This is a genomic window from Sediminicoccus rosea (assembly GCF_033547095.1).
GTDB lineage: Bacteria > Pseudomonadota > Alphaproteobacteria > Acetobacterales > Acetobacteraceae > Roseococcus > Roseococcus rosea.
The window spans coordinates 3,170,094-3,186,857 of the sequence record NZ_CP137852.1 but is presented as its reverse complement, the minus strand read 5'-3'; the positions used below and the strand labels follow the sequence as shown (position 1 = coordinate 3,186,857).

General features: G+C 70.9%; 13 protein-coding genes. 5 read left to right on the top strand and 8 right to left on the bottom strand.

What is annotated here, in order from left to right:
• Position 1 precedes the first annotated feature (1 nt).
• The 4 genes from R9Z33_RS15400 to R9Z33_RS15385 all read left to right on the top strand — a co-directional run bounded on the left by R9Z33_RS15400 (position 2) and on the right by R9Z33_RS15385 (position 5,406).
• Positions 2-1,516, top strand: coding sequence for an ABC transporter substrate-binding protein (locus tag R9Z33_RS15400; RefSeq protein ID WP_318647462.1), 1,515 nt, complete (start codon positions 2-4; stop codon positions 1,514-1,516).
• Positions 1,516-2,475 carry an ABC transporter permease gene (locus R9Z33_RS15395; protein WP_318647461.1) on the top strand — a complete coding sequence of 320 codons (960 nt, stop codon included), beginning with the start codon at positions 1,516-1,518 and terminating at the stop codon, positions 2,473-2,475. The genes R9Z33_RS15400 and R9Z33_RS15395 overlap by 1 nt, the downstream gene beginning before the upstream one ends.
• Complete coding sequence (locus R9Z33_RS15390) at positions 2,472-3,293, top strand: ABC transporter permease (RefSeq protein ID WP_318647460.1); 822 nt, start codon at positions 2,472-2,474, stop codon at positions 3,291-3,293. Before R9Z33_RS15395 ends, R9Z33_RS15390 begins: the two co-directional genes overlap by 4 nt.
• 121 nt (positions 3,294-3,414) lie before the next feature.
• A complete protein-coding gene (locus R9Z33_RS15385) occupies positions 3,415-5,406 on the top strand; it encodes an ABC transporter ATP-binding protein (protein ID WP_318647459.1) in 1,992 nt (663 codons plus the stop codon).
• Between the two features lie 27 nt (positions 5,407-5,433).
• On the opposite strand, the gene hutI is transcribed toward R9Z33_RS15385, so the two are convergent.
• The 4 genes from hutI to R9Z33_RS15365 are packed head-to-tail and all read right to left on the bottom strand — an operon-like array spanning position 5,434 to position 9,335.
• Complete coding sequence (gene hutI / locus R9Z33_RS15380; RefSeq protein ID WP_318647458.1) at positions 5,434-6,651, bottom strand: imidazolonepropionase; 1,218 nt, start codon at positions 6,649-6,651, stop codon at positions 5,434-5,436.
• Positions 6,635-7,351 carry a RidA family protein gene (locus R9Z33_RS15375; protein ID WP_318647457.1) on the bottom strand — a complete coding sequence of 239 codons (717 nt, stop codon included), beginning with the start codon at positions 7,349-7,351 and terminating at the stop codon, positions 6,635-6,637. Before R9Z33_RS15375 ends, hutI begins: the two co-directional genes overlap by 17 nt.
• Positions 7,348-7,764: a RidA family protein gene (locus R9Z33_RS15370; protein WP_213615103.1), complete on the bottom strand. Its 417-nt coding sequence runs from the start codon at positions 7,762-7,764 to the stop codon at positions 7,348-7,350. Before R9Z33_RS15370 ends, R9Z33_RS15375 begins: the two co-directional genes overlap by 4 nt.
• Before the next feature lie 14 nt (positions 7,765-7,778).
• Complete coding sequence (locus R9Z33_RS15365) at positions 7,779-9,335, bottom strand: ABC transporter substrate-binding protein (protein WP_318647456.1); 1,557 nt, start codon at positions 9,333-9,335, stop codon at positions 7,779-7,781.
• Between the two features lie 70 nt (positions 9,336-9,405).
• Here R9Z33_RS15365 and R9Z33_RS15360 point away from each other — a divergent pair, with 70 nt between their 5' ends.
• A complete protein-coding gene (locus R9Z33_RS15360; RefSeq protein WP_318647455.1) occupies positions 9,406-10,803 on the top strand; it encodes an amidohydrolase family protein in 1,398 nt (465 codons plus the stop codon).
• A gap of 14 nt (positions 10,804-10,817) precedes the next feature.
• Here the strand turns inward: R9Z33_RS15360 and R9Z33_RS15355 are convergent, their stop codons facing one another.
• The 4 genes from R9Z33_RS15355 to R9Z33_RS15340 all read right to left on the bottom strand — a co-directional run bounded on the left by R9Z33_RS15355 (position 10,818) and on the right by R9Z33_RS15340 (position 16,751).
• The gene (locus tag R9Z33_RS15355) at positions 10,818-12,317 is read right to left on the bottom strand and encodes an exopolysaccharide biosynthesis polyprenyl glycosylphosphotransferase (RefSeq protein WP_318647454.1); all 1,500 of its coding nucleotides are present in this window, start codon (positions 12,315-12,317) and stop codon (positions 10,818-10,820) included.
• 269 nt (positions 12,318-12,586) lie between these two features.
• A complete protein-coding gene (locus tag R9Z33_RS15350; RefSeq protein WP_318647453.1) occupies positions 12,587-13,882 on the bottom strand; it encodes an O-antigen ligase family protein in 1,296 nt (431 codons plus the stop codon).
• Positions 13,882-14,628 carry a polysaccharide biosynthesis/export family protein gene (locus R9Z33_RS15345; RefSeq protein WP_318647452.1) on the bottom strand — a complete coding sequence of 249 codons (747 nt, stop codon included), beginning with the start codon at positions 14,626-14,628 and terminating at the stop codon, positions 13,882-13,884. Before R9Z33_RS15345 ends, R9Z33_RS15350 begins: the two co-directional genes overlap by 1 nt.
• Positions 14,625-16,751, bottom strand: coding sequence for a Wzz/FepE/Etk N-terminal domain-containing protein (locus R9Z33_RS15340; RefSeq protein ID WP_318647451.1), 2,127 nt, complete (start codon positions 16,749-16,751; stop codon positions 14,625-14,627). The genes R9Z33_RS15345 and R9Z33_RS15340 overlap by 4 nt, the downstream gene beginning before the upstream one ends.
• Positions 16,752-16,764: the final 13 nt, after the last annotated feature.

The following is a 16,764-nucleotide window of genomic DNA, read 5'->3' as shown; positions in this document are numbered from 1 at the left end:
CATGCAGCTCCCCCGCCGTTCCGCCTTGGCCATCCCCGCGCTGGTCGGCGCCGTCAGCCTGCCGCGCCCCGGCGCCTCGCAGGGCGGCGGCGGCACCCTGCGCATCGCGATGAGCGCCAATCTCCGCACGCTCGACCCCGCGCGGACGACGATCGGCGAGGAGTTCATGCATTCCGTCTTCGTCTTCAACGGCCTGACGCGCATGACGGAAGACCAGGCGGTGGTGCCGGAACTGGCGGAATCCTGGACCTATTCGCAGGACCTCAAGACCTGGGAGTTCAAGCTGCGCCGCGGCGTGCGCTTCCACCACGGCCGCGAGATGACGGCCAATGACGTGATCGTGACCTATCGCCGCATCCTCGACCCCGCGACGGGGGCCGCGAGCCGCAGCAACTACGACATGATCGCGCAGATGGAGGCGCCCGACCCCTACACGGTCATCTTCCGCCTCTCCTATCCCTATGGCGGCTTCGCCGACATCCTCTCCGACCGCCAGGTGAAGATCGTGCCCGCCGACCGGCTGGACGACCTCGCCACCAACCCGATCGGCACCGGGCCCTTCGTCTTCCGCAGCTACGCGCCGGGTGACCGCGTGATCTATGCGCGCAACCCCAACTACTGGGAGAGCGGGCCGCGCCTGGATGGCGTGGAGATGCGGATCCTGCCCGAGATGTCGGTCCGCATCGCCGCCCTCCAGGCGGGTGACCTCGACGTGGTGTGGGACCTCGGGCCCGAGAACATCCGCGCGCTGCGCGATGCGCGGAATGTGCGCGTGGACAGCGTCGCCACCGCCTCCTGGGATGGCGCGATCCTGAACAACAGCATCGCCCCCTTCAACGACCCGCGCGTGCGCCGCGCGCTGAACCTCGCCGTCGCCAAGGCTGACGTGGCGGAGGCCGTGCTCTTCGGCGAGGGTGCCCCCACCCACAGCCCCATCGCGCCGAGCCACCCCTTCTTCGCGAGCGAGATCGGCTTCCCCGCGCGCCCCGATGTGGCGACCGCGCGGCGCCTGCTGCGCGAGGCGGGGCATGCCAGCGGCCTGCGCGTGCCGCTGGTGATCCCGGTGGGCCGCCCGGTGCGCGAGCGCCTGGGTGTCACGCTGCAGCAGATGGCGCGGCCGGCCGGCTTCGAGTTCGATATCCAGCGCGTCCCCTTCGCCCGCTACGCGGCCGAGGTGGCGGGCAAGGCGCCGGCCTATATCGACGGCTATTTCGCGCGCCCCACCATCGACACCTCCACCTTCCCGTTCCTGCATTCGCGCGGCAGCCAGAACGAGCGCCTCTGGATGTACAACGAGCCCCGCGTGGATGCGGCGCTGGAAGCGGCGCGCCTGACCGGTGACCTGAACCAGCAGAAGACGCATTACGTCGCCATGCAGCGCGCCATGGTGGAGAACCCGCCGGGCTACATCGCCTATGCGCAGAAATTCGCCTGCGCCTATCGCAGCGCCGTGCGGGACGTGAAGACGCACCCGATGCGCTGGTTCGACCTCCGGGCCGGGTTCATCTCGACCTGATGCTGGGATTTCTCGCGCGCCGCTTCGTCTCGGTCGTCTTCGTCCTCTGGGCGATGACGGTGATGGTCTTCGCCATCGTCCACATCCTGCCGGGCAGCGTGGCGCACATGATCCTCGGCGAATTCGCGACCAATGCCGCGATCGCCGAGCTGGAGGAGCGGCTGGGCCTGAACCTGCCGCTCTACGAGCAATACTGGCGCTGGTTCTCCGGGCTGCTGCGCGGGGATTTCGGCCAGTCGCTGACCATGGACCGCCCGGCCGGCCCGGTGATCCTGGAGGCGTTGGGGCGCTCCGCCATCCTCTGCGCCATCAGCATCGTGCTGGTGGCGATCATCGGCATCGCGCTCGGCATCCATTCGGCGACGCATGTGGGGTCCTGGGCGGATCGCGGCCTCACCCTCGCGCAGTATTTCTTCATCGCGGTGCCCGAATTCTTCTGGTGCATCCTCGTCATCATCTTCTTCGCCGTCTGGCTCGGCTGGCTGCCGGCCACGGGCTACACGCCGCTCGCCGAGGGCGGCTTCCTGGCCTGGGCCAAGCACCTGATCCTGCCGGTCTCCACGCTTGTGCTGGGGCTGATCGCGCATGTCTCGCGCCTCACGCGTTCCTCCATGCTGGAGGCGATCGAGAGCAAGTATGTGCTGGCCGCCCGCGCCAAGGGCCTGCCCGAGCGCATCGTGCTGCGGCGCCACGCCCTGCCCAATGCGCTGCTGCCCACCATCACCGTGCTGGCGGTGGATGTCGGCATCCTGATCGGCGGCATCGTGGTGGTGGAGAGCGTCTTCGCCTTTCCGGGCCTGGGCCGCATGCTGATCTACGCCATCGACAACCAGGACATCCCGCTGATGATGGGCGGCATGATCGTCATCACCGCCATCTACGCGCTGGCAAACCTGGTGGCGGACATCCTCTACGCCGTGCTCAACCCCCGCATCCGCGTGAGCGGCAGCGCCGGATGAGCCGCATTCCCCGCACGCTCTGGGTCGGTGGCATCATCGTCACCGCCATCGTGATCCTGGCGATCCTCGGCCCCTGGATCGCGCCCTTCGAGCCGGATGCCTTCAACGTCCGCTCCCGCCTGCAACCGCCCTCCACCACGCATTGGTTCGGCACGGATGAGTTCGGGCGGGACGTGTTTTCCCGCGTGCTGGCCGGCGCGCATCACTCGCTGCTGATGGGCTTCGGCGCCACCTTCATCTCGCTCGTGATCGGCGTGCCGCTCGGCCTCATCGCCGCCTTCCGCCGCGGCTGGACCGAAGAGGCGATCATGCGCGGCGTGGACCTCATGATCTCCATCCCGCCCGTGCTGCTTGGCCTGCTCATCCTCGCCGTCACCGATCCGGGTCTTGGCAAGACGATCCTCGCGGTTGGCCTGGTCTATGTGCCGATCATGACGCGCGTGGCGCGCGCCGTGGCACTCGACCTGCTGGCCGAGGATTTCGTGGAGGCCGCGCGCGCGCGCGGGGAGGGCGCCTACCATATCCTGGTGCGGGAGATCCTGCCCAATGCCTGGCCGCCGCTCATCGTCGAGACGGCGCTGCGCATCACCTTCGCCATCCTGCTCGGCTCGGCCCTGAGCTTCCTCGGCCTCGGGCCGCAACCGCCCGACAGCGAATGGGGCCTGATGATCGCCGAGAGCCGCCCCTTCATCAGCGAGGCGCCCTGGATCGGTCTCGCCCCAGGGCTTTGCCTTTGCGTGCTGCTGATCGCGGTGAACATCGTGGGCGAGGGGCTGCGTGACCTGTTGGATCCCCGCCTGAGAGGACGCGGACATTGAGCGTTCTCCCTACAGAAGCGCCCGCGGCATTTTTGCGGGGGTCCCGGATGAGTGCCCCCCTGGCACGGTCCGCTCCGCGTTGGCGCGGCAAGGCCGCGCCGCCGCCCGAGGGGGCTTCGCCGTGACCACGCCACTCCTCAACATCGAGCGCCTGTCGCTCAGCTACGCCACGCAACGCGGCCCCGTGCACGCCTTGCAGGATGTCTCCTTTGCCATCCCGCGCGGCGGGGCGATGGGCCTGGTCGGCGAGAGTGGCTCGGGCAAATCCTCCGTGGTCCTCGCCATGCTTGGCCTGCTCGGCCAGGGCGCGACGCTGACCGCCGAGGCGCTGACCTTCGACGGCATGGACCTCCGCGCCGCCGCCGAGCAACTGCGCGGCCGCCGCATCGGCGTGGTGTTCCAGGATCCCGCGGCCGCGCTCAACCCCTCGCTCACCATCGGCTTCCAGGTGGCCGAGCCGCTGATCCAGCACCAGGGCCTCTCCCGCGAGGCGGCGCTGGCCCGCGCCGTGACGCTGCTCGGCGAGATGGGCATTCCCCGCCCCGCCGAGATCGCCCACGCCTATCCGCACCAGCTCTCGGGCGGCATGAAGCAGCGCGCCATCATCGCGACGGCCCTTGCCTGCGAGCCGGAATTGCTGCTGCTGGACGAACCCACCACCGCGCTCGACGTGACGGTGGAGGCGCAGATTCTCGACCTGCTGGAGAAGCTGCGCCGCGAGCGTGGCGTCTCCATGCTGCTGGTCAGCCACAATCTCGGCATCGTGGATCGCCTCTGTGACGAGCTGACGGTCCTCTATGCCGGGCGCGTGGTGGAGCAGGGGCCATCGGCCGAAGTCCTGGCCGACCCGCGCCATCCCTATACGCGTGGGCTGCTCGCCGCGCTGCCCCGCGTGGATCGCGGCCGGATGGCGCGCCTCGCGCCCATCCCGGGCGGCCTGCCCGATCTGACGCAGCCCATGCCCGGCTGCAATTTCGCGCCGCGCTGCCCCTTCGCCGTCGAGGCCTGCGCGCAGCCGCAGCTTCTGCAGGGCGAGACGCGCCTCGCGCGCTGCCATCGCGTGCGTGAGATCGCGGGCGAGCCCTGGCCCATCCCGCCGGCGCCCGAGGCGGTGGCGCGCCCCGTGCCCACGCCGCTGCTCTCCGCCGAGGGCCTGTCGCGCAGCTTCGGCGGCGGCGGCCTCTTCCGGAAGCGCGCCGGCACGCGGGCGGTGGATGGCGTCAGCCTGACCATCGGCCGTGGCGAGGTGCTGGGCCTGGTCGGTGAATCCGGCTGCGGCAAATCCACGCTCGGCCGTCTCGTCCTGCGCCTGATCGAGGCCGATGCCGGCAGCATCCGCTTCGACGGCCAGTCCATCCCGCCCGAAGCCTCCACCGAGTTCCGGAGGCGGGCGCAGATCGTCTTCCAGAACCCCGACAGCTCGCTCAACCCGCGCCAGACGGTGGACGAAGCACTTCGCCGCCCGCTCATCCGCTTCGGCATCGCCTCCGGCGCCGAGGCGACGCGCGAGGTCGAGCGCCTGCTGGACCTCGTGCGCCTGCCGCCCAGCTATCGCGGCCGCTACCCGCACCAGATGTCGGGCGGCGAGAAGCAGCGCATCGGCATCGCCCGGGCCCTCGCCAGCCGCCCGGACTTCCTGGTCTGCGACGAGGCGGTCTCGGCGCTCGACGTCTCGGTCCAGGCCGCCGTGCTGAACCTGCTGACGGATCTGCGCGACGAGCTTGGCGTCGCCTACCTCTTCATCTCCCACGACATCGGCGTCGTGGCGCACATCGCCGACCGCATCGCGGTGATGTATCGCGGCGCCATCGTCGAGGAAGGCCGCGCCGACGAAGTCCTTGCGCCGCCCTACCACCCCTATACCGAGGCGCTGCTCTCCGCCGTGCCCGTCGTCGGCGCCGAGGGCCGCGCCGAAAGCCGCATCCGCCTCAAGGGCGATGTGCAGAGCGGGCAGGGGACCACAGGCTGCCGCTTCGCCCATCGCTGCCCGCGCCACATGGGAAGCATCTGCGACACCGCGGCGCCGCCGGTGCGGGAGTTTGGCGCTTCGCACCGGATCGCCTGCCATCTGCCGGAGGACGAACTCGCGGCCATGCCGGCGGCTTTGGGGTAGAAAAGAGGGCCTCCGGCGGCTGGGGCCTCAGGCCCCAGACCCTATGACTCCGGCGCGCACCACCTGGCGGGGGGGTGAACCGCCGAGCCAGTAGCAGAGCTCGGCGGGCTGGGTGATGTCCCACAGGACGAAATCCGCGGGCAGGCCGGCGCGCAATTCGCCGACCTTGCCGCCCAATCCGATCGCCGCGGCGCCGTTCACCGTCATCCCCCGCAGCGCCTCCACGGGCGTCATGCGGAAGAAGGAACAACCCAGCGCCAGCACGAGCAGGGGAGAGAGCGTGGGCGAGGAACCCGGATTGCAATTCGTCGCCAGCGCCATCCGCACGCCATGCTTGCGGAACCACTCCACCGGCGGCCGGCGCGGTTCATTCAGGAACAGCGTCGAGCCCGGCAGCAGCACGCCCACCGTCCCCGCCCGCGCCATCGCCGCCAGCGAATCCTCGCTCACATACTCCAGGTGATCGGCCGAGAGCGCACCGATCCCCGCCAGAATCCCGCCACCCCCGACATCGCCATACTGGTCGGTGTGCCCGCGCACCGGGATGCCCGCCGCCTGCGCTGCCGCATAGAGGCGAAGCATATCCTCCGGCTTGATGGCCAGGCCCTCGATCCCGCCATCGCAGATATCCACCAGCCCCTCGGCCAGGGCCGCGGGGAAGATCACCTCGATCAGATGCGTGATGTAGTCGGCCGAACGCCCCTTGTATTCCGGCGCCACCACATGCGCGCCGAGAAAGGAGGTGACGACGCGCACGCCATTCTCGCGGCCCAGGATGCGCGCCGCGCGCAGCATGTTCAGCTCGCTCTCGAGATCCAGCCCGTAGCCGGACTTGATCTCGAGCGTGGTGACACCCTCGCTCATCAGCCGGTGCAGGCGCGGGGTCGCGATCGCGACCAGTTCCGCCACGCTGGCCTTCCGCGTCTCCCGCGTCGTGTAGAGGATGCCCCCGCCCTCGGCCGCCAGCTCATTGCGGGTGGCGCCGCCCAGCTGCCGCTCGAACTCGCCGATGCGGTTGCCGGCGAAGACCAGATGCGTGTGGCCATCCACGAAGCCTGGCAGCACGAAGCGCCCGCCCGCATCATGCGTGCGCTGCGCGTCCTGGTGCGGCAGTTCGGCCATCGCCCCCACCCAGGCGATGCGCCCATCCTTCACCGCGATCGCGCCAGGCTCGATCAGGCCGAGCCCGTCGCCCTGCATGGTGACCAGCCGCGCATCGGTCCAGAGCTCATCCCAGACAGGCATGGACGTCGATCTCCATGAGGATCTCCGGCGCCGCCAGCCCCTTCACGACGAAGAGCGTGTGCGGGATCGGATGCGCCGAGAGCGGCGGCAGCAGCTCACGCATCACGGGCCCGATATAGGCGCGGTCGGTGACGTAGATGGTCGCATGCGCCGCATCGGCGAGCGTCGCGCCGGCATCGGCCAGCAGCTTCTGCACATTGGCGATGGCGATGCGCGCCTGCCCGCCCGCATCGCCGACGGTCGAGAAGCCGCCCTCCAGCGTCAGCCCCGTCTGCCCGCGCAGGAAGACGCGCTGGCCGGCGACGACGGCCATGCAGAACTCCGCCTCGAAGGGCTGCTTCTCCAGCCCGTAGGGCATGCTGGTCGAGCGATAGGGGCGGATGCGCTGGTGCGGCCCGCCCGGCACCGCGAAGGCATCGAGCTGGAACAGCGCCGCCGGCTCATGCAGCGCCTTCACGATCAAGCCGGTGCTGACGGGCCTGACACCCATCAGCCGCTTGCCCATCACGCCATAGACCGCCTGTCGGTACGCGCGGTCGGTGATCTGCATGGTGATCTTGCAGAGGTCGGTCAGCTTGCCGCCCTGGCGCGAGATCTCGGCCTCCAGCCGGTCGAACACCGCTTCGGCCTGGCGCGCCGCCGCCTCGGCGGTATGGAAGGGCGCGACGTCGCCCGCCGAAATGCCGCCCAGATGGATCATCCTTCGCCATCCGGGATCACGGCGTCGATGTCGATCTCCACCAGCATCTCCGGCAGCGCGAGCCCGTTCACGATCAGCCCCGTGCCGACCGGCGCGATGGTGCCCAGATGCCGCCCGATCACCTGGTACACGCTCTCGCGATAGGCGCGGTCGGTGATGTAGGTCGTGATCTTGCAGATGTGCTCCATCTTGGCGCCGGCCTCTTCCAGCAGCACCTTCACATTCTTCATCGCCTGGTCGGCCTGGGCGGCGGCGTCGCCATGGCCGACGAAGCCGCCATCGAAGGTGAAGCCGGTCTGCCCACGCAGGAAGATGATGTTGCCGGCGCGCACCGCCATGCACATCTCATTCTTCACGTCATGGTCCTTGTAGTACATGCCGGTGTTGAAGCGGCGGAAGCGTTGATGCGCCATCTTGTCTGCTCTCCTCAGGGGCCTCTTGTCAGGCTCATCGCGAGTGTGCGCTCGTCATTGCGCGGCGCATAGGTGAAGCCGCGCCGCGCGGCCCAGATGTTCACCTGATGATGCAGGGGAATGATCGCCTGGTCGCGGATCGCGATCCCCGTCGCCTCCCGGTACACCGCCTCGCGCTCGGCGAGATCGAGCGTGGCCAGGGCGCGGTCCAGCGCGGCATCGAAGCGCGGGTTGGAGTAGCGCGAGCGGTTGCTCGCGCCCCGCCCGCGCGAGGGATCGATGGTGGCGAGCAGGTTCGCCAGCGGGCTGTCCGGCTCGCCCGTGCCGGTGCCCCAGCCGAGCAGCCCGATGCTGAACTCGTCCCGCGCCGTGCGGCTGAAATAGGCGGAGGAGGGCAGGGCCTCCACCCGCACCCGCACGCCGATCCGCGCCCACATCTGCGCGATGGCCTGCAGGATCTGCGCGTCATTCACGTAGCGGTCATTGGGGCCGTGCAGCGCGACCGTGAAGCCCTGCGGATAGCCCGCCTCGGCCAGGAGCCGCCGCGCCTGCTCGGGGTCATGCGGGTCAGGCCGCAATTCCGGATCATGCCCGACCGCCCCCGCCGGCAGCAACTGGCCGGAGGGCGCCGCCTGCCCATCCATCACCTGCGCCACCATGCCGGCGCGGTTGATGGCGAGCGACAGCGCGCGCCGCACCCGCACGTCGCGCAGCGGGTTGCTGGGCAGGGGCCTTCCCTGATGGTCCGTCACATGCGGCGTCTGCTCGCGCCAGCCATCGAGGTAGAGGTAGATGTTCCGCAGGCTCGGCGTGCTGAAGACGGTCAGGCGCCCGTCGCGCGCGAGATCCGCCACGTCGCGCGTCGGCACCTGGTCGATCAGGTCCACGTCCCCCGCCTTGAGTGCGGCCAGCCTTGCGCTGTCATTGCCGATGAAGCGATAGGTGACGCGGTTCCAGGTCACCGGCCCGCCATACCAGTCGGCATTGCGCGCGAAGACGGCGCGATCCCCCGGCGCATAGGAGACGAGGCGATAGGGCCCGGTGCCGATCGCGGCCCGCCCGCTGTTGTAGTCGCTCGTCGTCATGCCCTCGCCCTGGCGGCGGCCGATCATGGGCAGGCCCTGCATCATGGCGGGGATGAGCGGTGCCGGCGCATGCGTCTCCAGGCGCAGCGTCAGCGCATCCACCACCACCACCTCGCGCACCGGCCGCGTGAAGAAGGCGTAGCTGGCCGGGCTGCCCGCCACATTCGGCACACGCGCGAAGGTGAAGGCGACATCATCCGCCGTGAAGGGCGTGCCGTCGTGGAAGCGGATGCCCGGGCGCAGCTTGAACTCCCAACTGGTGGGCGAGAGGGCGCGATAGCTCTCGGCCAGTCCCGGCTGCGGGCGGAGGTTCGCATCCGGCTCCAGCAGCCGGTCGAAGAGGTGCTGCGTCAGCGCGCTGTTGGGCGTGAGGTTGTGGAAATGCGGATCGAGCGAGGTGAAGGCGCCACCCACCGCGATGTTCACATCCTGCGCCCGCGCCACCGGGGCCGCGAGGAACGCGAGGGCCAGAGCGATACGCCGCATGCCACTCTCCTGCTTGCATCGAGGCGCAACTGTGGAAGAGTGACGCGATGTGAGTCCATGGGGAAAAGCGATGGATCTGCTCATCACCGACACGGTCGTGGTCACGCAGGATGACGAGCGCCGCCTGCTCGACCATGCCGCCATCGCCATCAAGGGCGACCGCATCGCGGCGGTGGGCGACAGCGCCACGCTGGAGCGCGAGCACCCCGACCTGCCGCGCTTCCCCGCCCGCGGCCTCGCCGTCTTTCCCGGCTTCATCAACGCCCACACCCACACGGCACTCACCGTGCTGCGCGGCACGGTGGAGGATTGGGCCGGCAATGCCGTCTATGGCTACATGTCCCCCGTCAGCTACGAGATGACGCCGGAGGAGCGCGCCGTCATGGTCAGCATGGGCTGCCTGGAGGCGATCCGCTCGGGCTGCACCACGCTGGTGGACCCCTTCCGCCACGTCCCCAACTACATCGACGCGATGGCCGCGACGGGCCTGCGCCTCTGGCTCTCCGAGAATTGCGCCGACATCAACACGCTGCGCATCCGCATGGGCGACTACAGCGAGGACAAGGAATTCGGCCGCGTCTTCCTCGACCGCACCATCGCCTGCATCGAGGCCTGGCAGGGCAGGGGCGAGGGCCGCGTGAACTTCCAGATCGCCGCCCACGCGCCCGACAACTGCTCACCCGCCATGCTGCACAAGCTGAATGAGCTGGCTGCGAAATACGGCCTCACCCGCACCGTGCACCTCGCCCAGAGCATGGACGAGGTGCAGGCGGTGGCGAAGATGCGCGACGGCCTCACCCCCGCCGGCTATCTGGACCGCGAGGGTTTCCTCGGCCCCGACCTGGTCGGCGCGCATTGGACCTTCTGCACGCCAGCCGATGTGGAACTGCTCGCCGCCCGCGGCGTGCAGATGGCGCATTGCCCGGCCAATTCCTCCCGTCGCGGGCCGCACACGGCGCTGCTCGGCCTGATCCGGGATGCCGGCGTGAACATCGCCTTCGGCACCGACAACATGACGGAGGACATGTTCCACGCCATGAAGATCGGCCTCATCACCCATCGCGGCGGGCGCGGCCGGGCCACCGAGGGGGGCGTGAATCCCTCACCTCAGGCGGTGCTGGATGGGGTCACGCGCAATGGCGCGCGTTCGGTCGGCGCCAGCGCGCTCATCGGCTCGATCGAGGCGGGCAAGAAGGCGGATCTCACCATCCTCGACCTCAACACGCCGAGCCTGCGCCCGATCATCAACCTCGTCTCCAGCGTGGTGCATTACGGCCACCCGGGCGCGGTGCATTCCGTGATGGTGGATGGCGAGTTCCTGCTGCGCGACCGCAAGATGCTGGCGCTGGACGAGGCGGCACTGATGGCCGAGGCGCAGCGCGTCACGCGCCGCGTCTGGGAGGGGATGATGACGAAGAACCCCGACATCCCGCCGCCGCCCGGCGGCCTGCGCTGGCTCGACGTCTAGGGTGGGGACGGGGGCTAGAGCCCCTTCCACTCCCTGAGCTGCACGTCGAAGGCGTTGCGCCCGAAGAGCGAGATCACCGCCGTGCGCGCCAGGATGCGCAGGTCCAGCCAGAGCGACCACTCGCTGATATAGGCGAGGTCATGCGCGATGACGGTCCGCGCCATGGACACGTCGGACATGGTGCCCGAAAGCCCGTTCACCTGCGCCCAGCCGGTGATGCCGGGCTTCATGCGGTGCCGCGCGCCATAGCCGGGCACCAGCTCCTCGATCGGGCGGCCGGCCACCAGCATATGCGCCACATGCGGGCGCGGCCCCACCAGGCTCATCTCGCCGCGCAGCACGTTGATGAGCTGCGGCAACTCATCCACGCAGAGCACGCGCAGCACGTGGCCGATGGGCGTCACGCGCTTGTCGTTCGCCACCACGCCGCGCGTCCCGTCATCCGCCGGGTCCCAGCGCAGGGTGCGCAGCTTCAGGATGTGGAAGATGCGCCCGTTGCGGCCGACGCGGGGCTGGCGGAACAGCACCGGGCCCGGCCCGCTCAGGCGGATGGCGAGTGCCGCGGTCAGCAGGATGGGCGAGACCATCAGCAGGGCCAGCGCCGCCACCACATAATCCAGCGCACCCTTGGCCAGCACCGCGCCCGGCTGCAGCGGCTGGCGCACCAGCTGCAGCACCGGATAGCCTGCGATGACGGAAACGCGGGTGCCCTGCGGCGCCGCGTTCTGCCCCTCGAGCAGCACCACCACCTCGGCCGTCAGCGCCTGCACCTGCTGCACCGAGCGCAGGATGTCCATGGCGCGGCTCAAGGGCAGCGCGATGACGATGAGGTCGAGCCGCTCGGTCTGGGCGCGGTGGCAGAGTTCCGCGATGTCGCCGCGCACGCCCACGCCGCCCACCTCGGGCGGCCGGCGCGTGGCGTCACGATCGTCGAAGATGCCGACCAGGTCCGGGATCTCGGGGTTCGCGGGATCGGTCAGGCGGTGGATCAGCTCGGCCGACATGTCGGTGGCGCCGACCACGGCGATGCGGCGGCGCAGCCAGCCATCCCGCACGCCGCGGATGGCGAGGCCGGAGAGCAGGATGCGCAGCGGCAGCAGGATGGAAAGCGCCGCCGCCGGCCAGAGCAGCAGCGCCATGGCGAGGCTGTGATCGGCCACGAGGAAGGCGAGCAGCGCCGCGGCGCCGCCGATGGCGCCCGGCAGCAGCGCCGCATCGGCGATCGCCCAGGGCATGTCGAGCAGGCGGCCCAGCGTGGCCGGCGTCAGCGCCAGCATCGCCGCCCAGCAGAACGCCGCGAGGCCGAGGCCGATGAGCTGCGCCTCGAGCGGCGTGAAGGCGTGGCGGACCAGCGGCGCGTCCATCCAGAGCAGGCCCGCGACCAGGACGGCCAGCAGGTCCAGCAGGGAGGCGAGCTGCGTGAAGGCCGCGACCGGCTGCGCGCCGGCCAGGGCAGAGGGGCGCTGCGTCTCGGCTGCGGCGCCGGCATCCTGTTGCGGGTAGGGGGATAGCATGCGGTTCGAAGGAGCTCCGGAGCCGGGGGAAGCGTCGGGTGTCACTATTAATGATCCAAGACTAATATTTTTGCAAGACAATCCATGAAATTCGACGACACCACAACCATGACGCGATGATCTTCCCCTCCGGTTCGCCCTATTGCTCGCCGGGGTTCGCCTCCGAAACTCTCTACACTTGTGTGCGCTCGCCCGAATGACGAGTTTTGTCGGCAACGCTCAGCCGGCCCCCCCCCGCGCGGAGCGCGCTGGGGATGGCGCGGAGCGCGCTAGGATGGCGCGGGACGCCGCGGCGGCACCCCGCCCAGCGCCACCAGCGCCAGCAGCCAGAACAGCATGGGGAAATCCGGGTTCAGCAGCACGGATTCCGTCCGGTTCAGGATGCCCACCACGCCCAGCACCAGCAGCGACCACAGCGCCAGCCCCACCTGGCCGCGCAGCATCGCGCGCAGCGCGAGCACGAGGGTGGCCACCCCCATCAGCCACACCAGCACCAGCCCGACCCAGCCGAGCTGCAGCAGCACCTCCAGGTAGCCGCTATGGGCGTTGGGCACCTCCCACGCCACCAGCTCGGCGAGGCTGCGGACGTTGCGCGAATTCTCCAGCCAGAAGGCGGCATAGCCATGCCCCAGCAGCGGCCGCCCGGCGATGATCTGCCACGTGCCATCCCAGATGAAGGTGCGCCCGGTCAGCGAGGAATCCTTGCCGATCAGGTCGAACAGCCCCTCCATCCCGATCCCGGCGAAGACGACGAGCCCCGCGGCCACGCCCACCGCCGCCACCAGCGCCGCCACCGCCCCCCACAGCCCGCCGCGTGCCGCCCAGAGCACCAGCAGGGTGAGGCCCGCCACCACCATCGTCAGCAGCAGCGAGGTGGTGGAGCGCGCCAGCACCAGCATCACGAGCAGCACGGCGAGCCAGGCGCCATCGGTCCAGCGGAGGCGCCCGCGCTCCAGCACCAGGAAGGAGAGCGCGAGCGCGGTGAAGAGCAGCGCCATGCCCGTCACGTTCTTCTGCGGGAAGACGCCGCGGATGGCGTTGGAATAATCCCCCGTGTCGAAGCCGATCGAGGGACGGAGGGCGGCCTCGGCCAGGGAGGCGAGGATGAGCACCGCCATCACGCCCATCAGGATGCGGAAGAACCGCCCGATGCCGAGGAGCGACCCGGTCGCGACCACGAAGGCCACCAGCGCCATGAGGGCCAGGGAGCGGCGGATGGTGTGCCCGCTCGATTGCGACCAGGCGGCCGAGGCGATGATCAGCGCCAGCACCAGCAGGAAGGGCCAGAGCCGCACGCCGACCCGCGCGGCCCGCCAGCCGGTAAAGAGCGCCAGCAGCCCGCAGCCGCCCAGCAGCAGGAGCTGAAGCGCGCGGTTCAGCGGGTCCACCGCGCCGAGGTCGGCCGCGGCGAAGCTGCTGCCGAACTGGATCTTGGCGCCGGAGTAGAGGAACACCGCGCAGGCGGCGAGCACGGCCTGGACGGCCGGCCCGACGGTGGCGAAGGCGGGCAGGGTGGCGGGCGGCGGGACCGGCGCCACACCGGGCGGCAGCACCACGCGCCGCATCAGATCGTCCCGCCCACCGTGGGAATGCGGTTGATCGAGTAGGAGAAGGAGCGCGAGAAGGGGATCAGCCGGTTCACATACTGGTCGATCCAGAGGTTCACCTCCGCGATGCGCGAGCGCGGGACATAGACGATGTCCCCCGCCGCCAGCGGCACGTCCTCCGGCACGGTGCCGGAGACGAAGCCGCGCAGGTCGAGCGTGCGCAGCATGGGCAGGTCCCCCGGGCCGCGGCGGATCAGCACCACCTCGTTCAGCCGCGCCTCGTCGGTGAAGCCGCCGGCGCGGATCACCGCCTCCAGCGCGCCGCGCCGCGCGGGCAGCGGGTGCTGGCCCGGGTTGCGGACCATGCCGCCCACCAGCACGACGGAGCCCGCCGCCTCCTCGATGCCGAGCGTCACCACCGGATTCGTGAGGTAGCGGCGCGAGGCCTGGGTGATCGCGGCCTCGGCCTCCGAGAGGCTGCGGCCGGCCACGTTCACGCGGCCCGCGGCGCGCAGCGCCACCTGGCCGTCGGGGGCGACCAGCGCCGTCTCGTTGAGTTCGGGCGTCAGCAGGTATTGCACGCGCAGCCGGTCGCCGGCCGCGATGCGGTACTCGGGCGCCGTGTCGTCCCAGGGCAGGAAGCGCTCCGCGCCGCGCGGGCTGGCGGTGATCTCGTGCCCGGTGCAGCCGGCCAGAAGCGGGGCGACCAGGGGGGCGACCAGCGGGGCCAGCAGCAGGGGCAGCGCACGCCGCGTCGTGCTCATGACCAGCCCTGCAGGCGGCGCGGCAGCACCTGGCGGAACCCGGTATAGGCCAGGCCCAGCAGCGCGCCCCCGGCCGAGAGCACGGCATCGCGCGCGTGGCGGGCACGGCGCATCCCCGTGCGTTCGCCGCGGACCACCAGCAGGTTCGCGTCCACCACGGCGGCCACGCGGCGCAGCGCGTAGCTCTCCGGCTCGTCGGGCGCGATGATGATGATGGTCTCGAAGACGCGGCGCATGCGGTCCATGTAGAGCGCCGCGCGCTCATAGGAGGCGCGGGGCGAGGCGAGGTTGGACTCCGCCGCCTCGAAGGAGACGAAGAGGCGCGGCAGCACGGTCGGCAGCATCAGGATCTCGCCCGGCTGGCGCTCGCCCACCTGCGGCGCGGAGCCCAGCGCCGCCAGGTGCTCCCGCCCGTCGCCCAGCAGGTCCACCAGCGCGATGCGCCCGCCCTCGCGCTGCGCCAGCGTCACCGCCAGCGCGCGGGCGAGCTCGGCCCGCCCGTCGCCCTTGGCGGCGCCGACAAGCTGGATCGCCGCCGGCCGCACCCCATCCACCCGCGCATCGCCGAGCAGCGAGGCGAGGTCCTCCATCTGCGCGTTCGGCGCGAGTTCGGCGCCGGCGCCGGGCATCGCGCCGAAGCGGGCCAGCGCCGGCAGGCGCAGCGCGCGTACCGCCTCATCCACCGTGGCGGCGGTGCGCCGCGTCAGCGTCATCAGCAGCGCGAGGCCGGCGGCGAGGCCGAGCCCGAGCACGATGCCGCCGGCCGCGATCACGCGGCGCAGGCTCTCCCCGTTCACCGGGGCGGTGGGCGGCTGGATGAGCTGCACGCCGGCGCGCGACTGGCGGCGCGCTTCCTCGCCAATTCGCAGCGCCGCCTCGCGCGTGGCGAGCTGGCGGGCGATGGCCTCCAGGGATTCGCGCTCGCGCTGCAGGTCGCGCAGCGTCACCTCGGCGGTCAGCAGCGCGTGGCCGCGGCGCTCGGCCTCCTCGCGCTGGCGGGTCACCTCGGCCAGCTGGCCGGCCAGCGTCTCCATGTCGAGCCGCGCGGTCACGGCGCGGTTGCTCAGCAGCTCCTGCGCCGGGTTGCGAACCTCGCGCGTCGTCGTGAAGTTCGTGCCGGATTCCTGCTGCACCAGCGCGCGCTGGGTCGCGATGCGGCGGTCCAGGTCGCGCAGGCCGGGCCAGTCGGGCGCGTATTGCGTGGTCATGTGCGCGCGCTCTGCCAGCAGGCGGTTGAGCTGGTTGCGGCTGTCATCGTTGTTGCGGAGATTTGTGGTGTCGCTGAAGGCCAGCACGCGGGGCGGCTGCCCGGCGAGCTGCTGCTCCGCCGCGGCAAGCTGCGCGCGCGCGGTGGCCAGCGCCTCCAGCGCGCGGTTCTCGCGCTGGCTCAATTCCTCCCGACGGGCGTTCGCGAGCTGGATGTCCTGGGTGATTTCCAGCACGCCCGCCCCCTCGCGCGTGGCGCGGATGCGCTCATCCACGGCGCGCATGCGGGCGTTCGCCTGGTCCAGCTCGGCGGCCAGCAGGCGGGCGCCGTCATCGCCGGCCAGCACGGCGCGGCGGTCGAAATAGGCGGTGAGGATGGCCTCCAGCCCGCGCAGCGCGCGCGCGCGGTCGGACAGGGTCAGCGTCACCCGCAGCAGGTTGGAGCCGGGCTCCAGCTCCCAGCGCAGCGCCCGGCCGAGAAGCTCCACCGCGCGGTCCAGATCGGGCCCCTCGGCCAGGGACTGCTCCTCCAGGATCCCACCGGGCCCGCTGGCGAGCAGGGCGGCGCGCAGCACATCGGGGCTTCCGAGGATCTCCGCCTCGGCCCGCGTCACCTTGAGCACCTCGACCGAGACCACATTGGGCCCGATTCCGGTGATGTCGGCGGCGGAGGAGGCGTCGCGCGCCGTCTGCACCAGCAGGATGGCGGTGGCGGGAAAGCGGGGGGAGACCAGAAGCGCGATGCCGAGCGCCGCAAGCGCGGGCAGCAGGGCGGCCAGCAGCAGGAGCTTCCAGCGCAGCGCCGCCGTCACCAGCAGGTCCATGGCGCGGAAGTCACCCCAGCCGGGCTCTTCCGGCGGCAGGGTCGCGCGCGGGGCCGGCGGGCCGGCCGGCGCTGCCGTCAGCGCCCCGCCCATGCGTCCCGGATCC

Bases quoted from the DNA above. Each gene is read 5' to 3' on its own strand.
- R9Z33_RS15345 (WP_318647452.1), bottom strand. From the start codon at position 14,628: ATGAGCACGACGCGGCGTGCGCTGCCCCTGCTGCTGGCCCCGCTGGTC.
- R9Z33_RS15365 (WP_318647456.1), bottom strand. From the start codon at position 9,335: ATGCGGCGTATCGCTCTGGCCCTCGCGTTCCTCGCGGCCCCGGTGGCG.
- R9Z33_RS15370 (WP_213615103.1), bottom strand. From the start codon at position 7,764: ATGGCGCATCAACGCTTCCGCCGCTTCAACACCGGCATGTACTACAAG.
- R9Z33_RS15350 (WP_318647453.1), bottom strand. From the start codon at position 13,882: ATGCGGCGCGTGGTGCTGCCGCCCGGTGTGGCGCCGGTCCCGCCGCCC.
- R9Z33_RS15395 (WP_318647461.1), top strand. From the start codon at position 1,516: ATGCTGGGATTTCTCGCGCGCCGCTTCGTCTCGGTCGTCTTCGTCCTC.
- R9Z33_RS15360 (WP_318647455.1), top strand. From the start codon at position 9,406: ATGGATCTGCTCATCACCGACACGGTCGTGGTCACGCAGGATGACGAG.
- hutI (WP_318647458.1), bottom strand. From the start codon at position 6,651: ATGCCTGTCTGGGATGAGCTCTGGACCGATGCGCGGCTGGTCACCATG.
- R9Z33_RS15340 (WP_318647451.1), bottom strand. From the start codon at position 16,751: ATGGGCGGGGCGCTGACGGCAGCGCCGGCCGGCCCGCCGGCCCCGCGC.
- R9Z33_RS15355 (WP_318647454.1), bottom strand. From the start codon at position 12,317: ATGCTATCCCCCTACCCGCAACAGGATGCCGGCGCCGCAGCCGAGACG.
- R9Z33_RS15375 (WP_318647457.1), bottom strand. From the start codon at position 7,351: ATGATCCATCTGGGCGGCATTTCGGCGGGCGACGTCGCGCCCTTCCAT.
- R9Z33_RS15390 (WP_318647460.1), top strand. From the start codon at position 2,472: ATGAGCCGCATTCCCCGCACGCTCTGGGTCGGTGGCATCATCGTCACC.
- R9Z33_RS15400 (WP_318647462.1), top strand. From the start codon at position 2: ATGCAGCTCCCCCGCCGTTCCGCCTTGGCCATCCCCGCGCTGGTCGGC.